This is a genomic window from Cohnella faecalis (genome assembly GCF_003570905.1).
Lineage (GTDB): Bacteria > Bacillota > Bacilli > Paenibacillales > Paenibacillaceae > Cohnella > Cohnella faecalis.
The window spans coordinates 298,533-320,688 of record NZ_QXJM01000027.1 but is presented as its reverse complement, the minus strand read 5'-3'; the positions used below and the strand labels follow the sequence as shown (position 1 = coordinate 320,688).

The following is a 22,156-nucleotide window of genomic DNA, read 5'->3' as shown; positions in this document are numbered from 1 at the left end:
TCACCCCGTCGTAGCTTCCATATGCTTCGCTCTCAACTGCCCGCAGGCAGCCGCGATGTCATGCCCCTGCTCTCTGCGAATCGTGCAATTGACGTTCTTTTTTTGCATAATGCGTTGAAACTCGAAAATATCGTCGCGAGGAGTGCGCACGTAATCCCGCTCCGGCACGTAGTTAACCGGTATGAGGTTCACGTGGCACAGCATGTCCTTCAGTACGTCGGCCAGCTCTTCCGCGTGCTCGGCCCGGTCGTTGACGCCGCCGATGAGAGCATATTCGAACGTAATCCGACGTCCGGTCTTCTCGATATAATACTTGCAAGCGTCGATGACGTCCTCGAACGGAAATCTTCTATTGACCGGCATCAATTTCGAACGCAGAGCGTCGTTAGGCGCGTGGATCGAAATCGCCAGATTGATCTGCGTATCCTCTTCCGCGAATCGGCGAATGTTGGGCACGATTCCGCTCGTCGAGACGGTAATATGCCGCTGCCCGATGTTGAGTCCTTTCGGATGAATCATGTTCCGAAGAAATGTCATCGTCGCTTCGTAGTTTTCAAAAGGCTCGCCGATTCCCATGATGACGATGCTCGATACCCGTTCGTTTTCCGGATCGAGCAGCTGTTGGGCTTTGACGACCTGGGCGACGATTTCTCCGGCCGTCAGACTGCGCTTCAGCCCGCCCAGCGTGGACGCGCAGAACGTGCAGCCGATCCGGCAGCCTACTTGCGTCGTTACGCATACGCTGTTGCCGTAGTTATGACGCATGATAACCGTCTCGATCGCATGATTGTCGTGCAAGCCGAACAAGAATTTGACCGTCCCGTCTTTGGAACGGAAGTGAGTGATTTCCGTCAGCGTCACAAAGCCGAAGCCCGCCTCCAGCTTCTCGCGGAGCGGCTTGGGAAGATTGGTCATCTCGTCGAACGAGCTCACTCTCTTCACGTAGAGCCAGTCGAAAATTTGACCCGCGCGAAAAGCGGGCTCCCCTTGTTCTTTAATCCAGTCCTGGAGTTGTTCCAGCGTGTAGTCGTAAATAAAAGGTTTCTCGGGTTTAATTTCTTTTTTCATTAAGCTTGCTCACCACCATTCGATCTATTTTACCATAATGACCTCCCGGCAGGAAGTTGGGCTCGCCGTTAAGCCCGCCGCTTCATTCTCGCGATGAAAAAGCCGTCGCTTCCGAACTGATGCGGCAAAATTTGAAGCATTCCTTCAAAAGGCTGCGGCAGCACGCCCTCCGCTTGACGCAAAGGCCGCAAAACCTCCTCCGGCCAATCGGGATCGAGCGAAAACTCCGGATTCCTCTCCAAAAAGGAACGAATCGCCCGCTCATTCTCTTCCTTCGCTACCGTGCATGTGCTATATACGAGAGTGCCGCCTGGCTTTACGAGAGCCCGAACGCTCTGGAGCAATTCGCCTTGAAGCGCGGATAGGCTTTCCACATCCTGCGGTTGCTTGTTCCACTTGATTTCCGGCTTCCGCCGAATGACGCCAAGTCCCGAGCACGGAGCATCGAGCAGAACGATATCCATCGATTCCGTAGGCAGGACGAGAGAAAGCTCCTTCGCGTCTCCTGTCATCGTTCTAACGATTCCAAGACCAAGGCGCTCCGCTTGCTCGTCGATCAATGCCTTCTTGTGCGGATGAACGTCGTTCGCGAACACGTCCCCGCGGTTTTCCATCCGCTCGGCCAAATGCATCGATTTGCCGCCCGGCGCCGCGCAGCAGTCGAGCACCGCCATCCCGGGACGAGGGTCGGCGACGGCCGCCACGAGCATGGAGCTCTCGTCCTGAATCGACAATTGACCTTCCTTGAACCAATCCGTGCTGACGAGACTGCCCGCGCGAGTAGCGATAATCCCGTCCGGCGAAACCGGCGATTCACCGGCATAGACGCCGGCCTCCTTCATGGAGGCGAGCAAGTCGTCCCGATTCGTACGAAGCCGGTTGACGCGCGCCGACGCATGCGGCGGCACGTTGCCGGCAGCGCAGATCGCTTCCGCTATCTCCGCTCCGTAGTCGGCGATCCATCGCTCAACCATCCATCCGGGATAGCTATGCTCCAAAGCGATCCTCTCGGCTGGAGGAAGATTCGCAGGCAACGGCTGAACGACGCCATCGCGAAGCACCCCGCGCAATACGCCGTTGACTAGGCCTGCAATTCCGGCATGTCCGCGCTTTTTCGCAAGCCGAACCGCCTCGTCCACGACGGCGTGAGCGGGAACGCGATCCAGCCAGCGCAGCTGATAATAGCTAAGCCGCAGCAAGCTTCGCGCCCATGGCTCGACCTTGGATGGCCAGCCTTTTACTTTTTGCTCAAGCACGCGGTCAATCGTCGCGAGCCTTTGGATCGTTCCATACACGATTTCCGTGGCGAGCGCCGCATCCTGGCGCGACATTCCCGATGCCGACAGCGCTTTGTTCAATTCCAGGCCGCTGTATGCTCCGTCGGTGTCGATCCGCTTCAGAATGTCCATGGCGACCTCGCGCGGCCCTTTCGGCTTGCGAGTCGCCGCCGGTTGGGCAGCCGTTCCGGTTTTACGTTTATGCGTTTTATGCGTCGTCTTTGAATCGGACACGCCAATCCCCCTTTTTTTCCAAAGTATGTCCTGGACGAACATTTTCAATATTCGCGAGCCGCTTCAATGCCTATATAAATGAAAATAGCGGCAAATGTTGCCGCCATTCGCTTAACATCAATAGGGTGCTCCTTCGTTCTATCCGAGAATCGTGCCGGAAGCCAGCCTCGCGCCCCGGGCGAACTCCGTCGCGGACAGCGCTTTTTTGCCGGCCGGCTGCACGTCGGTCAAGACGACGCTTCCATCGCCCGTCCGCACGCGAATGCCGAACGCTCCCGTCTCCAGCACCGAACCGGGAACGAGCGACTGCCATTCCGGCCGCATCATCGTATCCGAGCCTTGCGGAATGCGGGCGCCCCATACTTTGAACACTTCGCCGTTCAAATAGGTGAAGCCGCCGGCCATCGGATTAAGCCCCCGCACTCGGTCGAACACCGCGCGCGCGTCGACGCTCCAATCGAGCCGCTCGTCGTCCCGGGACAAATTTGGCGCGTAAGTGGCGAGCGCCTCGTCCTGAGCGACGCGCGGAGCGCTTCCTTCTATGATGCGCGGCAGCCATTCGAGCAGCAGCGCCGCTCCGGCAACGCTCAGCTTCCCGAACATCGTGCCCGCCGTATCCTCGTCGGTAATCGGCACTTCCACTTTTGCGATCATATCCCCGGTGTCGAGACCTTCCGCCATATACATAAGCGTAACTCCGGTAACCTTTTCCCCGTTAATAATCGACCGTTGGATCGGCGCTCCGCCGCGATAGGCGGGAAGCAGCGAGCCGTGAACGTTAAGACAGCCGTGTTGCGGCAAATCGAGCACGGACTTGGGCAGTATTTGGCCGTACGCAGCCGTCACAATCAGATCGGGACGCAAAGCCGCTACTTCCGCCACCGCTTCCGGCGCGCGCAGCTTCTCCGGCTGCAGCACGGGAAGCCCCGTTCAAGCGCGAACGCCTTAACTGGGGGAGGGGTCAGCTCTCTCTTGCGGCCTTTGGGCCGGTCGGGCTGGGTAACGACGGCGACCACTTCATAGCCTGCGTCAAGCAGTCCAGCCAAAGAAGGAACGGCGAAATCCGGCGTTCCCATGAACAATACGCGCATGTTTACTTTCCTTCCTCTTCCTCATCCGAGGGCTTCCGGGCTTCGTAGACGGATTCGGCGAGATCGATGAACAATACGCCGTTCAAATGGTCGATTTCATGCAAAAAAGCGCGGGCAAGCAGCTCGGTTCCCTCGTACTGAACCGGCTGGCCGTTGCGATCCTGCCCTTTGACGACAACCTTGTTGTAGCGGCGCACGTCGCCTTGCAAGCCGGGAATGCTGAGACACCCTTCGGGTCCGAACTGCTCTCCCTCTCCGTTGACGAATTCGGGGTTGACCAGCTCGATCAGCCCTCCGTGCTCATCGCCGCAATCAACGACGATAACACGTTTCAGAATGCCGACCTGGGGGGCGGCCAAGCCGACGCCGTCCGCTTCGTACATCGTATCTACCATATCGTCCAGCAGCTTGTGCAGGTTAGAGTTGAACTTCGTCACTTCCTGAGCGCGTTCCCGAAGCACGTTGTCGGGGTGCTTTACGATCAATCGAATGGACATTAACGTATCATTCCTTTGTCACAGCATCATTTGCGGATCCACGTCTACGGACGTAAGAACTCCGCTTTTTTTCACCGCTTCCCCCATCCCCTGCAGCACGCCGGCGACGAGAGCGGAAGCGGCGAGCTCTCCCCGATATTTTACCATACATTGAAAACGGTAGCGATCCTTCAGCCGAGGAATCGGCGACGGAACAGGCCCAAGCACGTCGAGCTCTGTGGACGCGAGTCCCAATTCGGCGGCTTTGGCCTTCAGTCCCGATGCGAAGCGCTGCCCTACCGACAGAAGCATCGGAACCGATTCGTGCGAAAAAGTGAGCGCGATAAGGCGTCCGTACGGCGGATAACCGAGCTGGCTGCGGATGAAGAGCTCCTGCTCCGTGAATTTCGCGTAGTCGTGGCCTTGCACCGATGCAACGGAGGAATGCTCGGGATCGTAAGTCTGGATGATGACTTCGCCCGGCAGCTCGTGCCGCCCGGCTCGGCCCGCGACCTGCGTCAGCAGCTGGAACGTGCGCTCCGCGGCGCGAAAATCCGGGAGCCGCAGCGCGGCGTCCGCCGCAAGAACGCCGACGAGCGTTACATATGGAAAATCGAGTCCCTTGGCGACCATTTGCGTGCCTAGCAGCACATCCGCCCGCCGTTCGCGGAACTCGGTCAGCCATTTTTCGTGAGAGCCTTTCTCCGAAGTCGTGTCCACATCCATCCGAATAACCCGAATGCCGGGAAAAGTATGTGCGAGCGACTCCTCGACCTTTTGCGTGCCCGTCCCAAAAAAACGGATATGCGGACTTTGGCAGGCGGGGCACGTCTTCGGCTCCGTCTCGGCATAGCCGCAATAGTGACAGCGCATATTGCCCGACCCTTTGTGATGGGTGAGCGAAATATCGCAATGGGGACACTGCACCGTGTGCCCGCACGAGCGGCACATGACGAACGTCGCGTAGCCGCGCCTGTTTAGCAGCAGCACCGTCTGCTCGCCCTTGGCGAGCCGATCCCGCAGCGCATCCGCCAGCTCCCGGCTGAACATCGCCCGGTTGCCGAGCTTCAGCTCCTCGCGCATATCGACGATCGTTACGCCCGGCAGCGGTCGATCCGCTACCCGCTCGGGCAGCGATATGTAATGCGGAATATCCGGGCCCGCTCGTCCGCTTAATGCGGCTTCGTACGTTTCGAGCGACGGGGTCGCCGATCCGAGCACGACGGCTGCGCCGCTGAGTCTCGCTCTCTCGATAGCGACGTCCCGGGCGTGATATTTGGGACTTTCCTCTTGCTTATAGGAGGTTTCGTGCTCCTCGTCGATAACGATCAATCCGATATTGGAAAAGGGAGCAAAGACGGCGGATCGCGCTCCAACGGCGACCTGCGCCCGTCCTTCCCTGATTTTGCGCCATTCGTCGAAACGCTCCCCTTGCGAAAGCCGGCTGTGCAGCACGGCTACCCTTGCGCCGAATCGGCTTTTGAACCGTTCGACCATTTGCGGGGTAAGAGCGATTTCCGGCACGAGGACAATGGCTTCGCGCCCAAGCGAAAGAGCTTGCTGAATCGCCTGCAAATAAATTTCCGTCTTCCCGCTTCCCGTCACGCCGTGAAGCAGGAACACTTTGCGATCCTTTGCGTCGATAGCCGACGCGATCGGTTCGAGAGCGGTCGCTTGCGCCGGTGTCAGAGGAAGCGGCGACGACACCGGAAAATCCCGATCCGCGTACGGATCGCGGTCCTCGGTAACGCCGCGGATTTCAAGCAATCCCCGTTCCTCAAGGGAACGGATCGTCGAAGCCGTCGTTCCCGCCGCCTCCGCGAGCTCCTGAAGCGCAATGGGCTCTGGATGCTCTTCAAGCCATTCGATCACTTCCCGCTGCTTGCGCGCTCTGGCCGGAATATCGGCTTTGCCTGCGCCGAGCGTATCGGCGTCTCGCGGAAAAACGGTTAGCACCGTCTTCACAGAAAGTCGATTCTCAACCTTCTGGCGCTCGATCAGCCGACCTTGCTTGAGCCATCTTTTGAGATGCGCCCCGCTGCCTTGGAACTTCGTCAGCAGCGCGGACAGCTTCGCCTGCGTCGCGGAGTCCTTGCGGAGCGCATGCAAAAGCGCGCCGGCTTCGGCCAGCTCCTCATCGGAGAAAACAGCGTCGTCCGCCACGCTGACGTATTTTTCCGTTCGCCCTTTAAGGGCGGCAGGCAGCATCGCCTGAAAAGCGACGGTCAACGGGCATAGCCATCGCCTGCTCATCCACTCTCCGAGCTTGACGAGCTCCTCCGACAGAGGCGGAACGGCGTCGAGCACGTCCGACACCGCCTTCAAGCGGCTAAGCTCCACTTCCGCGTCGCCGGGAAGAGCGACTACGATGCCTTGCAGCGTCCGTCCGGCAAAAGGAACGGCGACGCGGCTGCCGACCTCCACCCAATCGCGCAGAGAATCGGGAACGCTATAGTCGAACGGCCGATCCGTTTCCCGGCTCGGCACGTCCACAATCACTCTTGCTATCGTCATTGTGGCGGCTCCTCGGCTGCCGGGCTCCCCGAAGCTGCGCCGCTGTTGCGGCTTGCTTGCTTGAGCCCGCTCGCCGCCGTCTCTCGATTTGCCCGATCGATTGCAATCGCGAGCACTCGTTCCGCAACAAGTCTTTTCGCCGTCTGCGGGATGTTCTCGACGAGCCCTTCCGCACCGTAAACGCTAACGATGTTCGTCTCCGATCCAAAGCCGGCGCCAACCGCCGATACGTCGTTCGCGACGATCAAATCGCACTTTTTGCGATGCAGCTTGTCCAAGGCATGCTTCTCCAGATCGTTCGTCTCGGCCGCAAAGCCGATGACGTACGGACGGCTTCCCGCAGGGCGCGCCGCCTTCCATTCGCCGATCGTCTGCAAAATATCCGGGTTTTTCACGAGTTCAAGAGTGAGCGTGTCCGCGCTTTTTTTTATTTTTGCGTCAAAACGATGAAGAGGGCGATAATCCGCAACGGCCGCCGCCTTCACGATATAATCGGATTCGGTTAATCGCGACATGACCGCCTCCAGCATCTCTTCGGCGGACTCGGCGGTCACGACCGCAACGCCGCCGGGCGGCGGACCGTCCGTACGCGCGCACACGAGCGTCACTTCCGCGCCGAGCTCGCGCGCCGCTTCCGCGAACGCATAGCCCATTTTGCCGGACGAATCGTTCGTCACGTAACGGACCGGGTCGATCCGCTCGATCGTACCGCCGGCTGTAATAAGAACGCGCTTCTCCGCCAGAGGCTTCGGACGCGCCAAAAAACCGACGATCGAAGCCGCAATTTCTTCTGGCTCCGCCAATCGTCCTTTGCCGACGTAGCCGCATGCCAATTGTCCGGTCCCCGGCTCCACGAACCGGACTCCCCGTGACGCAAGCTTGTTCACGTTCTCAATGACGGCCGGGTGCTCCCACATATGAACGTTCATCGCCGGAGCGACGACAATCGGTGCGGTGATGGCAAGCAGCGTCGTGCTTAGCATATCGTCCGCGATGCCGTTCGCCAGCTTGGCGATCGCGTTCGCCGTAGCTGGGGCGACGACGGCCAGATCGGCCGAATCCGCCCAATCGATATGCTGGACGATAGACGGGTCTCTCTCGTCGAAGACGTCCGTAGCCACGGCATGACGGGACAAGCTCTGCAGCGTCAGAGGCGCTATGAATTTCGTCGCCCCTTCGGTCATGATCACCCGTACGGATGCGCCGAGCGACACGAGACGGCTGCACAGCGTTGCCGCCTTGTAAGCGGCGATGCCTCCCGTTATGCCCAGCAATATCGTTTTCCCCTCAAGCGGCTTTACCATAAGATCCTCCCCCAGCGAATATAGGGCTCCCATTGCTTCACTAATCGAAAAGGTTTGATCGACGCTCCGTTCGCCCGATTTTTCCGGACGAGCCGAATGAAGCCGAACAGTAGAAAAAAAACAACCTCGCGGGTTGTCTTTCCTTCGGACTTTGTAGAGGTCCGCGCCTTATGATTTGAGATGCTCTACGGTTACAAAATCGTCGTAGATTTCTTCGAGCGCAACGCCGACGAACTTGTGCGACTTCGGCGCGTGCAGCGCGGATTCCTTGCCTTCCCGCAAATGACGGGCTCTCTTCGATGCTGCGACGACTAACGTGTACTTGCTGTCTACCTTGCGTACCAATTCATCGATGGATGGATATAACATAATTTCACCTCTCCGCGTTTTCTCCGGCGGTAATCGGCTTCAGCTCCTGAAACAACTCGTGCAGGAACCTCTCCCGTTTGCAGTGCTCCGCCGTGATAATGGAGCTAATCCGGCTGCAGGCGGAGTCGATCTGATCGTTCACAACGGCGTAATCGTAATGATAGAGAAGATTCATCTCTTCAATTGCGACGGACAGCCTGTGATCGATCGTCGCTTGCGTCTCCGTGCCTCGACCGACGATTCGTTGCCTAAGCTCGTTCAGAGACGGAGGCAGCAGGAAGACGAACACGCCTTCCGGGAACTTCTCCTTGACCTTGATCGCGCCTTGCACTTCGATTTCAAGGATGATATCCTTGCCCTCCGCCAGAGTCTTCTCGACGAATTCCCGAGGCGTACCGTAATAGTTGCCTACGTATTCAGCATGCTCCAGCAGAGCGTCGCGGGCTATCATATCCTGAAACTGCTCGCGCGTCTTGAAAAAGTAATTGACTCCATCCCGCTCGCCTTCACGAGGCTGTCTGGAAGTAGCCGAAACGGAATAAATCAATTCCGGCAGCTTGCCGCGCAATGCCGTGCACACCGTTCCTTTGCCGACTCCGGAAGGACCGGACAATACGATTAATAACCCTCTGTTCATGGACTTCCCCGATTCATTCGTCATGTTCGTCGTCTTTGGTCGACAACCGGTGCGCAACCGTCTCCGGTTGGACCGCCGACAAGATGACATGGTCGCTGTCCGTAATAATGACGGCTCGCGTACGGCGGCCATAAGTAGCGTCGATTAGCATGTGACGATCGCGTGCTTCCTGTATGATCCGTTTGATCGGCGCTGATTCCGGGCTAACGATGGAAATGATCCGATTTGCAGATACGATGTTACCAAAGCCGATATTGATCAACTTGATCGCCATGAAACCATTCCCTCCGGTATTCCTCGCCAGTAGCTCCGCAGGCACCCGAACTAGCTCCCATTGTTGCCAGAAGCGGCCTTCCGCATACTGCGAGAATGGATGTGTCTGCCACATGCCTCATATTCATCTGTATATTGTACTTCAAATCAATAGAACGGACAAGAGGTTGCGGCTTGCTTCGATGTCTCCGGAGGCGGCTCGCCGGGCAGCGAACGATCGGCGGAGCGTCGTACATCGCGGGCCCGATCGGTCGCGCCCTGTCCGTTCTGACCATATAGAACGAAATTTTCGTCCTATTCTCAACTGCAACTCCATGAGGGACGGAATAAGACGAATATTTGTCGTTATTTCCTCTTCATACGTCCATTTGGGGCGCGCAGTTAGGGAATACGACGATTTATTCGTCTTACTGCCGCAATTGGAGTAAATTTGCATGGAATAAGACGAATGTTTCGTTCTATTCCTAATAGGCAGTTGGTTGGCAACCCATTTCAGCCGTAAATACCTCATCCGCCGTTAACACGCTTTCGCAGCTCATGTACGATGGCGTAACTTCGACGATAACGCGCCAGTTCGATGCTAGTGCACCCTTACGACGATAGTGTGCCAGTACGACGATAGAATGCAGCTTCGACGGCAGCGGCTGCTTCACCCGCAATTGGAGCCGGCCCGTTCGGACCTAGACTCCCGCCTGGGCGATCACGGCGCTTTTTTCTTTGACATAGGCGGTCAAAGCCACCGTCATCTCGTAGGATAGGAACGGCGTCATCAAGTAAATGCCGTTGAAATGCTTCATCGCCGTGTCGAGCAGCTCCTGTGCGATTCGGACGCCTTCTGCGCGCCCTTCCGCACCTTCGAGGCCGCGCATACGCTCGCGCACTTCGTCGGAGAGCTGGATTCCGGGCACTTCGTTGTGCAAATATTCGGCGTTCCGTCCGCTCGCAAGCGGGAAAATACCCAGAAAAACGGGAATCGGAATATGCTTCGTCGCCTCGGCGATTCTCTCGATGAGCCCCGCGTCATAGACAGGCTGGGTCATGATGTAGTCGGCCCCGGCCTGAACCTTCTTTTCGAGCCGCTGCACCGCTTTGTCCAGATGCTTGACGTTCGGGTTGAACGCCGCGCCGACGACGAATCGGGCTTTCTGCTTGAGCGGCTTGCCTGAAAAAGCGACCCCTTCGTTCAATTGCTTGATCATCCGAATAATTTCGAACGAGGTTGTGTCGTAGACCGAGCTTGAACCCGGCAAATCGCCGAATTTGGCCGGATCTCCCGTGACCGCAAGCACATGGTCGATGCCCAGCGCGTCAAAGCCCATCATATGGGATTGCGTTCCGATCAGGTTGCGGTCGCGGCAAGCGATGTGGGCCAACGAGCGGATGCCGATTCTTTCTTTCACGAGAGCGGCGAGCGCCATGTTGCTCATTCGGGTAACGGCGAGCGAATTGTCGGCCATCGTCAAGGCGTCGGCTTTCGCTTCCTTCAAAGCTTTCGCGCCCGCCATGAACTTCGCGATGTCCAAATCTCGCGGAGGATCGAGCTCGACGATAACCGTATGACGGTGTTTGACGAGCTCGACGATGGAGGGCTCGTCTCCGAAGCGGCCTCCGTCGTAAACCGGACGCTCCTCGGCTCCCGCCCCGGTTTTCACAGCAGAATCCACGCCGCCCGCATTCCCATTCTCCCGCTCCGGAGACGGCGAATAATCGCGCAGAGCTTTGGCAATCGCCGCGATATGATCGGGAGTCGTGCCGCAGCAGCCGCCGATCAGCCGTGCGTTCAAATCGGCGAAACGCAGCGCGGAGGAAGCGAAATATTCCGGCGTTGCCGAGTAAACGACTTTGCCGTCCACGAGATCGGCGATGCCCGCATTCGGAAATGCGCTTAACGATGCGCCGAGATCGCGCGGAATCGTCTGCATCGCGCGCAAAATCGCGTTCGGGCCGCTCCGGCAGTTGAAGCCGATGACATCGGCCCCTTCGCCCTTCAGACGGCGAAACGCTTCGCCGAGAAGAACGCCGTCATGCGTGCGGTCGGTATCCTCTACCGCGAATTGGCAAATGACCGGCAGGTCGCTCTTGGCTCGAATAAGGCCGAGCGCCAGAGACAATTCCTCCAGATCGAAAAACGTCTCCAGCAGCAGCCCGTCCACGCCCGCCGCGAGAATCGCGCCGATTTGCTCCTCGTATTCGCGCTTGATCGTGGCGGTACGAACCGCTCTGCGGCGGCCGGCCCGAATGGCGCCTATCGCTCCCACGACGTACGCCCGATCTCCGGCAGCTTCCCGCGCGATGGCGACTCCCGCCGCGTTGATCGCTTCGACTTTCTTTTCCAAGCCGTACTTCGACAGCTTTCCGTGCTGGGCGGAGAACGTGTTCGTCTCGATCACTTCCGCGCCCGCCTCCACATACCGGCGGTGAACGTCTCCGATGACGCCGGGCTTCAAAAGGTTGAACTCTTCGTAGGAGACTCCTACGGGAAAGCCAAGCTGATATAAAAAGGTGCCCATCGCCCCGTCGCCGACTAGCGGCCGATGCGAAAGCGAAAGCGCACTGCGCAAATCCGGTCTCATACCCGTTCCCCATCCATTCCATCCGTTAAAGTATTCTAAATGTAGCACAATTTCTCCGCTTGGAAAATGGCAAAACCCGACCAAATCGGTCGGGTCTGTACCATTTTTTTGATAAGCGCGGTCGTTTATGCCTCTGCATTGGCTTCCAGAACGTCTTTCTTCAGCTTGCGGAACCGGATCGGCAGCAGCCCAAACGATTTGGCCGCTGCGGTCGCAGCGACGGCTACGCCGGCCGCTCCCAGCCATGTAATCGCCGACAGCGACACGCCGTTGACGATTACGCCTCCGACTCCCGCTCCCGCCGCCATCGCCAGCTGCAGGACGGAAGCATTCAGACTCAGCATAATGCCGGAAGCTTCCGGAGCGATCGTCATCAGATTGTATTGCTGGGTCGGGCCGGAGGACCAGGCCGAGAAAGCCCACAGCATCAGCAGCGGAAAAACGATGACGGCCGAATGGGAAAACGCCGACAACAGGAGCAGCGACAGCGCATGAACGAGCATGCCGCCGATGAGCGTCCGGGGAATGCCCCATCTGTCGGTGCCGAACCCGCCTACCTTCGATCCGATCAGGCTGGCGATTCCAAAAGCGAACAGCCCGATGCTCACGCCTCTCTCGTCAAGGCCCGTAATGGTTAGCAGAAAGGGCGATATATACGTGTAAGCGACGGAATAACCGGCGATCCAGAAAAAGGTGACCGACAGCGCAATCGCGATTTTCGGCTGCTTCAGCAATTCGAGCTGGCGGCGAATCGGTACGGGCTCCTCGCCCTCCGCGCGCGGGATCGTTCGATAAATGGCGAGCATGGCAAGCAGGCTGAGCGCCCCGATGCCGGCAAAGATAAGCTTCCAATCGTAAGCGGCCGCGATAACCCGGCCGAGCGGCACTCCGACGATGAGCGACGTGCTGAAGCCCATGACGACTGTCGCGATCGCGCTCCCTTGCTTCCCGGGAGCCGCCAGTTTGGAAGTAACCATCAGCGCGACTACGACGAACACTCCCGTGCCAAGCGCCAGCACGATTCGCGAGCCCATGAGCGGAATGAAGCCGGAAGCTGCGAAGGCAAGCAAATTTCCGACGAAAAACACGCCCAGCGCGGCAAGCATCAACTTCCGTCGTTCCATGCGAGCCGTGACCGCCATCAGAATCGGCGTCCCGAACGCATAAGCGATCGAAAAGACGGTAATAAGCTGCCCCGCGGCGGCTACGGAAACCCCGACGTCTCCGGCGACCATATCCAATATTCCCGCGATAATATTTTCCGACGTTCCGACCAAAAAGCTGACGACGGCCAGCAAATATATTTTCCACGAATCCGGCATTGTCCAAGCTCCTCTCCAGCCTCTTTTATTTTTATATTTCTAAATATATAGAAATATAACGCAAAAAAATTACTCCAGCAAATAAGGCGCGTATTTCTCCGCCAGAGTGCGGTTAACGCTGTAGTAAATATACGTTCCGTCCTTGCGAAGGTTGAGCAGGCCGCATTCGGTCAGCTGCTTCAGGTGATGGGACAACGTCGAGCCGGCTACCGACTCCAGCTTACCCGCGATATCGGAGCAGCACAAATTCCGTTCTTCGGTCAGAAGCATGGCGATTTTCAGCCTTGTCGGCTCCCCGAGCGCTTTATACACCTTGACGGCTTGCTGGATGTCGGCGATGTCTTCAACCATCGTTATACTCCTCCCCGCGCAATCGTTTCTTTATTTCCATATGTATCGAAATAAGAGTACCACGTCGATTTTCTCTTGTAAAGTAAAACAAGCCAGAAGAGGTTCCCCTGGCTTGTCCCGTTAAAGCTCCGTTACACCGTACCCGTATACACAATGGCGGCCGGACCGGTCATGTATACGCGGTTGTTCTCCTCGCTCCATTCGATGAAGAGGTCTCCGCCCGCGAGCGAAATCGTCGCTTTACGATCGGTCAAACCGTTCAACACCGAGGAGACGAGAGTCGCGCAAGCGCCCGTGCCGCAAGCAAGCGTAGGCCCCGCTCCGCGTTCCCATACCCGCATATCGACTTGATCTCGGCTGTTCACTTTTGCGAATTCCACGTTGATTTTGCGCGGGAACAACGGATGCGTCTCCAGCTTCGGGCCCCAAGCGGCCAAATCGAAGCCGACGGCGTCGTCCACGTAGATGACGCAGTGAGGGTTGCCCATCGAGACGGCGGTGAACCGGAACTCGCGGCCGTCGACCGTCACGGATTGCCCGATGACGGGATTCGCATCGATCGTCGTCGGCACGTCGAGGCCGTTCAATATCGGCGCGCCCATGTCGACCGTCACGCGAACGGCTTTGCCGTCTTGCGTCTCTAGCGTCAACGGCTGAACGCCTGCGCCGATCGTCTCGATCGTAAGCTCCGTTTTGTCCGTCAGCTTATTGTCGTATACGTACTTTGCCACGCAGCGGATCGCGTTGCCGCACTGCTCCGCCTCCGAGCCGTCGGAGTTGATGATGCGCATCTTGAAATCCGCCCGGTCCGTCGGCAAAATGTAGACGAGCCCGTCCGCTCCGATTCCGAAAAATCGATTGCACAATCGAACGGCCAGCTCGGCGGCATCGGCAGGGAGCTCGCTTTCGCCGTACACGACGATAAAATCGTTGCCCAGCCCGTGCATTTTCGTAAATTCCATCTTCAAATCCTCCCAGGGTCATAATCCGTATCGTTCATCCGGTAATTTATCATACCGTACAAACGGGAGGATGAGCATACAGCATTTTCATTTTTGTTTGCACTTTTCCGCTTATTCGCCGATAATCCGCAGCTTGTCCAACGCTTGCTTGGCGCGCGCCCGAGCTTCCTCTACCGAATCCGCCGAAGAAAGCGTCACCGCCATGCGGCGCCCCGGCTTCGTGACAGGCTTGCCGAATATCCGTACTTGCGTCATCGGAACGGACAACGCGTCACCTACGCCTTCCACGCGATAGGACGCGAACTCAGCCTCCGCTTTCAGCGGACGGCTCGCTCCCGGGGAAACGACGACGATTTCGGGAATCGGAAAACCGAGAATGGCACGAACATGCAGAGCGAACTCCGACAAGTTCTGGCTGACCAGCGTTACAAGGCCCGTATCGTGCGGACGCGGCGACACTTCGCTGAAATACACTTTGTCCTTGGCGAGGAACAGCTCGACGCCGAACAGTCCGAGGCCTCCGAGCGAATCCGTAATAACGCCGGCGATCCGCTTCGCTTCGGCGATTTGCGCTTCGCTCATCGGATGAGGCTGCCACGACTCGATGTAATCGCCGTCCTGCTGGATATGTCCAATCGGCTCGCAGAACAGCGTTCCGCTCTCCGTACGGACGGTCAAGAGCGTAATTTCAGATTCGAACGTAATGAATTCCTCAACGATAACGCGCGCCTGCTGCACGCGGCCGCCCTCCATCGCGATCGCCCAGCTGCGCTCCAAGCCTTCTTCGTTCCGGCAGACGCTCTGGCCTTTGCCGGACGAGCTCATCAAAGGCTTCACGACGCACGGAAACCCGATCTCTCGCGCCGCGGCGCCGAACTCCTCGAACGTGTCCGCGAACTGGAACTTTGCCGTCGGAAGACCGAGCGTTTCCGCCGCCAGCCTCCGTATGCCTTCCCGGTCCATCGTCAGCCTCGCCGCGCGAGCCGTCGGAATGACGCGAAAGCCCTCTTCCTCCAGCGCCAGAAGCTCCGCCGTCGCAATAGCCTCGATCTCCGGCACGATCAAATCCGGCTTCTCCCGAAGCGCCAATTCTCTTACGGCCGCCCGGTCAAGCATATCGATGACGTAGCTGCGATCCGCCACGTGCATAGCGGGAGCTCCTTCGTAGCGATCTACCGCCACCGTCTCGATTCCGAGCCGTTGCGCCTCGATAATAACTTCCTTGCCCAATTCGCCCGATCCGAGCAGCATTATTTTTTTCGTCGCGTACATAAATGAATGAGCCCCCTGATTGTCATATGTCCATTTCCATAACAACCATTATACAACAAGAAGCCCACCCCTTGTCAACCGATTGCCAGCCAAAATACGACCGACAGCAGCGCACACAGAGGACTATACAGCCAGGAATCCAGCTTCGCGAACGTCGTTCCCTTTACTCTTTTCAGAAAGCCGACGTATTTGAATTCTCCGATTGCCCGCAGCGCAAAACCGGAGCCGCATACAACCGCGCTCCAATAAGTGAACCCGTTCGGAGTGTATGCATCCAGCAGCCCTCCCTGCGCAAGAAGCAACAGACCGACAAAAGCGACCAGAACGGCGACGGCCGCGGTCTCCGGGGCACGGGGAACGAATACCGCTTCTCCCGCCGCCTTCTCGGGAATGGCGGCTCTCCCTCCCCATCTTCCTCCGAACGCCCAATAAAAATGAAGAATACTAACGGCAAATAGAATGGCTGCCCCGCCCCACAACGACGCGTCTTTCACGGTCTCGTCCCCCCATCTGTACGCTCGGCCCCGCCAAATCCGTCCCAAACGGCGTCAAGCTGTTCGTCCAACAGCTTCTGCGCTTCCTTATCGCCGGACGCTGTCATCATCATAGCTTGAAAATAAAGAGCGCATAGCGCCGATGCAAGTACAGGCAGGCCGAATCGTTTCGTCAGACGGCCGTCCTCCGCCGCTTCCTCCAGCAGCTCCGCGAGGACTTTGCGCAGCTCACCCGCCAGCTTCTCTTCCTCGCTTAGCAGGAGCGCAGACCTTACCGTCTCGGCCATGACGACGCGCAGCAAATGCCCTTCGTTCTCGTAACGGGACAGCAAGCTCCGAAAAAGCGAGCGGACGCGTTCCTTCGGATCGCTGATTTGGCGCAGTTTTATTGCGATTTCTTCCATCCGTTCCACCTGCGAGCGGCCAAGGTAAAGCAGGACGTGATCCTTTTTGGCAAAATGGTTAAAAAACGTTCCCTTCGCCACTCCGCACGCCGACGTAATTTCGTCCACGGTTACGTTCTCGTAGCCTTTTTCCCGGAACAGCTCCACGGCCGTGCGGAACAGCTTCTCCTTCAGCTCGTTTTTTCGCGCTTCTCGCAGCATGTCGGTCCGCCTCCTCAAATAAAATGACCATGGTCATTTTATGACTATAGTCATTTTAATCAAAGAAAAAGGCGGCTTCAACCTTTATTTTCCAATATTTGCGGCGGAATCAAGTCTTTTATTCCATGCGTCGGTTCGCAGCTCGTCGAAAGTGCAACACCCCGGTGGCGCGGACGACGTCCCATTATCCCTTCGGTCAGAAGACGGCTGTTTTGCGTACTCCTGAACCGAAGGGATAATGGCACAAATTTCGAAAAAGGGACCCCGCCGCAGCTGCCGCCCAACAACTATGAATCGCATCAAAAAAGCCGCCCGCCTCAAGACCTGTGCAGGTCCTAAGCGCGAACGGCTTTTGCGGCAATCCATTCTCAACGCGCGAAAGGTCGGGGCTGCGTTCCCGTTCCTCGATAGTCGATCCGGTTCGAGCGGCGCTTCGGCTTGGACGTGCCGAGCACGCTGCCGATACCCATCAGGAACGTCGGGATTCCAGCAGCCACAAGTACGAGCGCCCAATCGCGAAGGGAGAGCGGCACCGTCTTGAACACCGGCTGCAGCGGCTCCAGATAAAGCACCGCCAGCATGAGGAGCAGCGAGGACAGAACGGCCAGCACCAAAAACTTGTTCTCAAAAAAGCGGCGGTGAAAAATGGAGCGGGAGCTGCGGCAATCGAACACGTGGATGAGCTGGGCCATGACGAGCGTCGCGAAGGCGACGGTTTGCGCGTGGGTGAGCGCTGCCGCGTCGCTTGCCCCGCTTCCGAGCGTCAGCATGAACGCGGCGAGCGTGCAGACGCCTATAAGGATGCCTCGGCTAATAATTTTCCAGCCCAAGCGGCGAGCAAAAATATTTTCCTTGGCCGATCTCGGCTTTTGACGCATCAAATCGCTTTCCGCCTGATCGACGCCGAGCGCCATCGCCGGCAAACCGTCCGTCACGAGGTTGACCCACAATATCTGGATCGGAACGAGCGGCAGCGGCAGTCCCATCATCATCGCCAGGAACATCGTCATAATCTCGCCTACGTTGGATGCGAGCAGGTAACGGATAAATTTGCGGATGTTCTCGTATATGCCGCGCCCTTCCTCGACCGCCGCGACGATGCTGGCGAAGTTGTCGTCCGCGAGAACGAGCGCCGACGCTTCCTTCGTTACGTCCGTGCCGGTAATGCCCATCGAAATGCCGATATCGGCCGCTTTGACGGCCGGAGCGTCATTGACTCCGTCGCCGGTCATCGCGACGACATGGCCGCGCCGCTGCAAAGCTTGGACGATACGCAGCTTGTGCTCCGGAGACACGCGGGCATAGACGTTCACTTCGTCGGCTACCTTATCCAAATCCGCATCGTTCATCTGGTTGAGCTCGGCCCCGCTAATGACTCGTCCGCCGCGGGGAATGATGCCGATACTGCGGGCTATCGCTTCCGCTGTCGTCCCGTGGTCGCCGGTAATCATAACCGTTTTGATACCGGCCTGGCGGCATTTCACGATCGCTTCCTCGACTTCCTTGCGGGGAGGGTCAATCATACCGGCCAGCCCGACGAAAATCAGCCCATTTTCCGCCGTTTCCTCCGTTTCGCACGTTTCGTGAGGCTTCACGTCCCGGTAGGCGAACCCCAGAACGCGAAGCGCGTCCTTGGCCATCGCTTCGTTCGCTTGCAGCACCTTCTGCCTCAGCGTCCCGGTAAACGGCACCACATGGTCGCCCCACAGCACGTATCCGCAGCGCTCCACCAGCAAGTCCGGGGCGCCCTTCGAGCACAGCAGCCTGCCCCCTTGATGATCGACCAGCACGGACATCCGCTTGCGCTCGGAATCGAAAGGAAATTCCTTCGCTCTATCGTAAAGCTTGTCGAGAGAAGTACGCGGCAAGCCGGTCTTGGTGGCGAGCACGAGCAACGCTCCCTCGGTCGGATCTCCTTTTACCTTCCATTCATATTGCTCGTCCGCTTCTCCTTCGCCGGCTTTGCCGGCCGCCTTCCGCCGCTTCGGCTCTTCGCTCCGTTCTTCGCGGGCAAGCTCGGCATTGTTGCACAAAGCCGCCACCTGAGTCAATCTGCGAAGGACGGCGTCCCCTTTCGGATCGATCGTCTTGCCCGCTTCCTGCAGCAAACCCGCGGGGCCATAGCCTTCGCCCGTTACGTCAATCCGCCGGTCTCCTCCGACCCAAAGCCGGGTGACCGTCATTTTATTTTGCGTTAGCGTACCCGTCTTGTCGGAGCATATGACGGAGGCGCATCCCAGCGTCTCGACGGACGGCAGCTTTCGAACGATAGCTCGCCTCTTGATCATTCGTTGGACGCCCAGCGCGAGCGCAATGGTAACAATAGCCGGCAGCCCTTCCGGAATGGCCGCGACCGCCAGGCTGACGCCGGCCAGGAACATTTCGTAAAGCGGCTGCCCATGAAGCACGCCTGCGGCAACGACTAGAACGGTCAGGAGCAGCGCGACCACGATCAATATTTTTCCCAACTGCTCAAGCCTACGCTGCAACGGCGTCTCCGCTTCCTCGGTCTGCTGAATGAGGTCTGCGATCTTTCCCATCTCGGTGGACATTCCGGTTACGGTGACGATGCCTTTCGCCGTTCCTCGAGTAACCATCGTGCCGAGATAACCGCAGTTTTTCCGGTCGCCGAGAGGAAGCTCCTCTGCTGCAATCGGCTGGAACGATTTGACGACCGGAACGGATTCGCCCGTTAGCGCCGCCTCGTCCACCGAGCATTGGCTGCATTCAATGAATCGCAAATCCGCCGGAACCCGATCCCCGCTTTCCACGTGAACGAGGTCGCCCGGAACGAGGCTGTTCGCCGGAACGGTCAGCAGCGTCCCGTCCCGCACCACTTTGGCGGAGGGGGCTGACAGCTCCTTGAGCGCCCTAAGCGATCGTTCGGCTCTGAATTCCTGAAAAAAGCCTAGGATTCCATTAATAAGAATGATCGCGATGATCGTAAGCGCGTCCAGCATTTCTCCCAGCAAGCCGGAAATGACGGTTGCACCGACGAGCACAAGCACCATAAAATCTTTGAATTGATTCAACAGCAGCTTAAGGGGCGACTCCCCCTTCCTTTCCTGCAGCTCGTTCGCTCCGTGCCGTTGCAGCCGCTGCGCGGCCTCTTCCGCCGACAGCCCGTTTTTCGGATCGGTGCCCAGCCTTGACGCCAGCTCCGTCACGTCGATTTGGTGCCACGTTTTCCCTTCCACCGCTCTTCTCCCTCCCGCTTACCGCTGTATCGCCGCCGCTCTTACCGGACAGCCCTTTACGTCCTATATGTATTCAGACAAGCCGGGAAATATCACGCCCGCACTTTCCCTTTGACGGCAACTGTGGCATCATAGGTAGGCACGGAAATAAGCATGCCAGGAGAAAAAAGCCATGTCTCTCGACGGAATCGTTACCCGCGCCCTTGTGCACGAGCTTCGGCCCTGCATCGGCGCGCGCATTCACAAAATTTATCAACCTACCGAGCACGAGCTCGTCCTTCATATTCGGGGCCAAGGGTTCGGAGGCCGGTTGCTGCTGTCCGCCCATCCCTCCATGCCCCGCCTGCACTTCACGCAGCAGCCTTGGGACAATCCTTCGGAACCTCCGATGTTCTGCATGCTTCTTCGCAAGCACATGGAAGGCGGAGTTATCGAAGCCATTCGTCAGATCGGGCTGGAACGGGTTGTGGAAATCGACGTACGCCACCGCGACGAGCTTGGGGATTACTCCTTGAAAAGATTGACGCTCGAAATCATGGGCCGGCACAGCAACCTGATTCTGATGGATCCGGGCACCGGCGTTGTACACGACGGCATCCGTCACGTGACGCCAGCCATTAGCAGCTATCGGGTTGTGCTGCCCGGAGTCGCCTACGTCGCGCCTCCTTCTCAAGACAAGCGCGACCCGTTGGAAGAAACCGAGGAAGGCTTCCGGCAGACGATGGAAACGCATGCGCCTGCCGATCCGAAATCGGCTGCTCAAGCTTTGGTCGACAGCTATATCGGAATAAGCCCTCTCATCGCTCGTGAAATCGTGTTTCGCGCCGGAGGCTGGCAAGGCGCCGGTGCTCTGTGGAATTCGTTCATCGAATTGATGCAAGCGACGCTGGAGCATCGTTATGCGCCGACCTCGGTCGAGACGGACGACGGGAAGGCTTTGTTCTCCGCCACCTCCTTGACTCACGCTGCCGGAGAAGCCCGCTCGTTCGACTCCATGCACGAATGCATCGAGACGTTCTACCAAGGCAAAGCGGAGCGAGACCTCGTCAGGCAGCGGACGCTCGACTTGCATCGTTTTCTCGCGAACGAAACCGCCAAAAACGAGAAAAAACTCGTCAAGCTGCAAGAAACGATGAACGAAGCGGACGACGCCGACCGATTCCGCCATCTGGGCGAGCTGCTTACCGCGCATTTGCACCTGATTCAGCGCGGCGACAAAACGGTCGAAGTAACCGATTATTACGATGAAGCCCAGCCGGTCATTTCGATTAGCCTCGATCCTCAGTTGTCGGCCAGCGAGAACGCCCAGCGCTATTTTCGCAAATACAACAAGCTTAAGAACAGCAAAGCCGTCGTCGAAGAACAGATGGAGGCGGCGCGCGCGGAAATCGTCTATCTCGGCTCCGTCCTGCAAGGGCTGGAGGCGGCGTCTCCGAGAGACATCGAGGAAATTCGCGAGGAGCTTACGGAGCAAGGATATATCCGGGCAAGAGGGCTTAAGCGCGGCATGAAAAAGAAGAAGAAGGGCACCCCGACGATCGTCTGTTACACGTCATCCGAGGGCATTCCGCTCTATGTGGGCAAAAACAATACGCAAAACGATTACGTCACGAACCGTCTCGGCCAGCCTTCCGATACGTGGCTGCATACGAAGGACATTCCCGGCTCCCACGTGCTCATCAGAAGCAGCGAGTTCGGCGAGGCGACTCTGCTGGAAGCGGCGATGCTGGCGGCCTATTACAGCAAGGCTCGGGAATCGAGCGGCGTTCCGGTCGACTACACCCGCATCCGCCACGTTCGCAAGCCGAATGGCGCCAAGCCGGGCTTCGTCATTTACGACAACCAGAAAACGCTGTTCGTGACGCCGGACGAAGCGGCTATTCAGAAGCTCGCTTTCTCGGTCAAATAGAATTTTTGTTTCGCCATGGCGCAGTCGAGCTGCGTTGTGGCGATTTTCGTCACGGCTTCCGCGTTTGAATGCACCATACGCCGGAGTTGTGATGCTTCTCGTCACAATCTCCACGCAGAAACGCATCATACGCCGGTGTTGTGATGCTTCTCGTCACTATTCCCGCGCTAAACGCACCATATGCCGGAGTTGTGATGCTTCTCGTCACAATCTCCACGCAGAAACGCA

The 22,156-nt window shown here is 58.0% G+C and carries 17 protein-coding genes and 1 pseudogene; 1 reads left to right on the top strand and 17 read right to left on the bottom strand.

The genetic code is table 11. From position 1 onward, the window contains the following. The 17 genes and pseudogenes from rlmN to D3H35_RS07275 all read right to left on the bottom strand — a co-directional run bounded on the left by rlmN (position 1) and on the right by D3H35_RS07275 (position 20,019). Positions 1 to 1,068 (bottom strand): dual-specificity RNA methyltransferase RlmN, encoded by a 1,068-nt coding sequence (rlmN, locus tag D3H35_RS07355; RefSeq protein WP_119148432.1) that lies wholly within the window; start codon positions 1,066 to 1,068, stop codon positions 1 to 3. 68 nt (positions 1,069 to 1,136) lie between these two features. Next, complete coding sequence (gene rsmB, locus D3H35_RS07350) at positions 1,137 to 2,579, bottom strand: 16S rRNA (cytosine(967)-C(5))-methyltransferase RsmB (RefSeq protein ID WP_233567805.1); 1,443 nt, start codon at positions 2,577 to 2,579, stop codon at positions 1,137 to 1,139. Positions 2,580 to 2,717: 138 nt separating this feature from the next. Continuing rightward, positions 2,718 to 3,670, bottom strand: a pseudogene (gene fmt / locus D3H35_RS07345) (methionyl-tRNA formyltransferase). A 2-nt stretch (positions 3,671 to 3,672) separates the two neighbouring features. Then, positions 3,673 to 4,167, bottom strand: coding sequence for a peptide deformylase (def, locus tag D3H35_RS07340; protein WP_119148431.1), 495 nt, complete (start codon positions 4,165 to 4,167; stop codon positions 3,673 to 3,675). A gap of 18 nt (positions 4,168 to 4,185) precedes the next feature. Beyond that, positions 4,186 to 6,660: a primosomal protein N' gene (priA, locus tag D3H35_RS07335; protein WP_119148430.1), complete on the bottom strand. Its 2,475-nt coding sequence runs from the start codon at positions 6,658 to 6,660 to the stop codon at positions 4,186 to 4,188. Continuing rightward, on the bottom strand, positions 6,657 to 7,964 hold the full coding sequence (gene coaBC, locus D3H35_RS07330; RefSeq protein ID WP_119148429.1) for a bifunctional phosphopantothenoylcysteine decarboxylase/phosphopantothenate--cysteine ligase CoaBC: 1,308 nt from the start codon (positions 7,962 to 7,964) through the stop codon (positions 6,657 to 6,659). Before coaBC ends, priA begins: the two co-directional genes overlap by 4 nt. 168 nt (positions 7,965 to 8,132) lie before the next feature. Continuing rightward, on the bottom strand, positions 8,133 to 8,333 hold the full coding sequence (gene rpoZ, locus D3H35_RS07325) for a DNA-directed RNA polymerase subunit omega (protein WP_119148428.1): 201 nt from the start codon (positions 8,331 to 8,333) through the stop codon (positions 8,133 to 8,135). Positions 8,334 to 8,337: 4 nt separating this feature from the next. After that, a complete protein-coding gene (gene gmk / locus D3H35_RS07320) occupies positions 8,338 to 8,970 on the bottom strand; it encodes a guanylate kinase (protein ID WP_119148538.1) in 633 nt (210 codons plus the stop codon). 13 nt (positions 8,971 to 8,983) lie between these two features. Beyond that, on the bottom strand, positions 8,984 to 9,244 hold the full coding sequence (gene remA, locus D3H35_RS07315; RefSeq protein WP_027084220.1) for an extracellular matrix/biofilm regulator RemA: 261 nt from the start codon (positions 9,242 to 9,244) through the stop codon (positions 8,984 to 8,986). Between the two features lie 679 nt (positions 9,245 to 9,923). Continuing rightward, on the bottom strand, positions 9,924 to 11,816 hold the full coding sequence (locus D3H35_RS07310; protein ID WP_119148427.1) for a bifunctional homocysteine S-methyltransferase/methylenetetrahydrofolate reductase: 1,893 nt from the start codon (positions 11,814 to 11,816) through the stop codon (positions 9,924 to 9,926). A gap of 125 nt (positions 11,817 to 11,941) precedes the next feature. Next, on the bottom strand, positions 11,942 to 13,138 hold the full coding sequence (locus tag D3H35_RS07305; RefSeq protein WP_119148426.1) for an MFS transporter: 1,197 nt from the start codon (positions 13,136 to 13,138) through the stop codon (positions 11,942 to 11,944). 69 nt (positions 13,139 to 13,207) lie between these two features. Beyond that, the gene (locus D3H35_RS07300) at positions 13,208 to 13,489 is read right to left on the bottom strand and encodes an ArsR/SmtB family transcription factor (protein ID WP_119148425.1); all 282 of its coding nucleotides are present in this window, start codon (positions 13,487 to 13,489) and stop codon (positions 13,208 to 13,210) included. A 131-nt stretch (positions 13,490 to 13,620) separates the two neighbouring features. Further along, positions 13,621 to 14,451: a diaminopimelate epimerase gene (gene dapF / locus D3H35_RS07295; protein ID WP_119148424.1), complete on the bottom strand. Its 831-nt coding sequence runs from the start codon at positions 14,449 to 14,451 to the stop codon at positions 13,621 to 13,623. A gap of 111 nt (positions 14,452 to 14,562) precedes the next feature. Beyond that, positions 14,563 to 15,723 (bottom strand): phosphoribosylglycinamide formyltransferase 2, encoded by a 1,161-nt coding sequence (gene purT, locus D3H35_RS07290; protein WP_119148423.1) that lies wholly within the window; start codon positions 15,721 to 15,723, stop codon positions 14,563 to 14,565. A 74-nt stretch (positions 15,724 to 15,797) separates the two neighbouring features. Further along, positions 15,798 to 16,217, bottom strand: coding sequence for a DUF3995 domain-containing protein (locus D3H35_RS07285; protein WP_158593982.1), 420 nt, complete (start codon positions 16,215 to 16,217; stop codon positions 15,798 to 15,800). Beyond that, positions 16,214 to 16,822, bottom strand: a complete 609-nt coding sequence (locus D3H35_RS07280; protein ID WP_119148421.1) for a TetR/AcrR family transcriptional regulator — start codon at positions 16,820 to 16,822, stop codon at positions 16,214 to 16,216. Before D3H35_RS07280 ends, D3H35_RS07285 begins: the two co-directional genes overlap by 4 nt. Before the next feature lie 368 nt (positions 16,823 to 17,190). Next, entirely contained in the window at positions 17,191 to 20,019 is a 2,829-nt protein-coding gene (locus D3H35_RS07275) for a calcium-translocating P-type ATPase, SERCA-type (protein WP_119148420.1), read from the bottom strand. A 172-nt stretch (positions 20,020 to 20,191) separates the two neighbouring features. On the opposite strand from D3H35_RS07275, the gene D3H35_RS07270 reads away from it, so the two are divergent. Next, on the top strand, positions 20,192 to 21,928 hold the full coding sequence (locus D3H35_RS07270; protein ID WP_119148419.1) for an Rqc2 family fibronectin-binding protein: 1,737 nt from the start codon (positions 20,192 to 20,194) through the stop codon (positions 21,926 to 21,928). Positions 21,929 to 22,156: the final 228 nt, after the last annotated feature.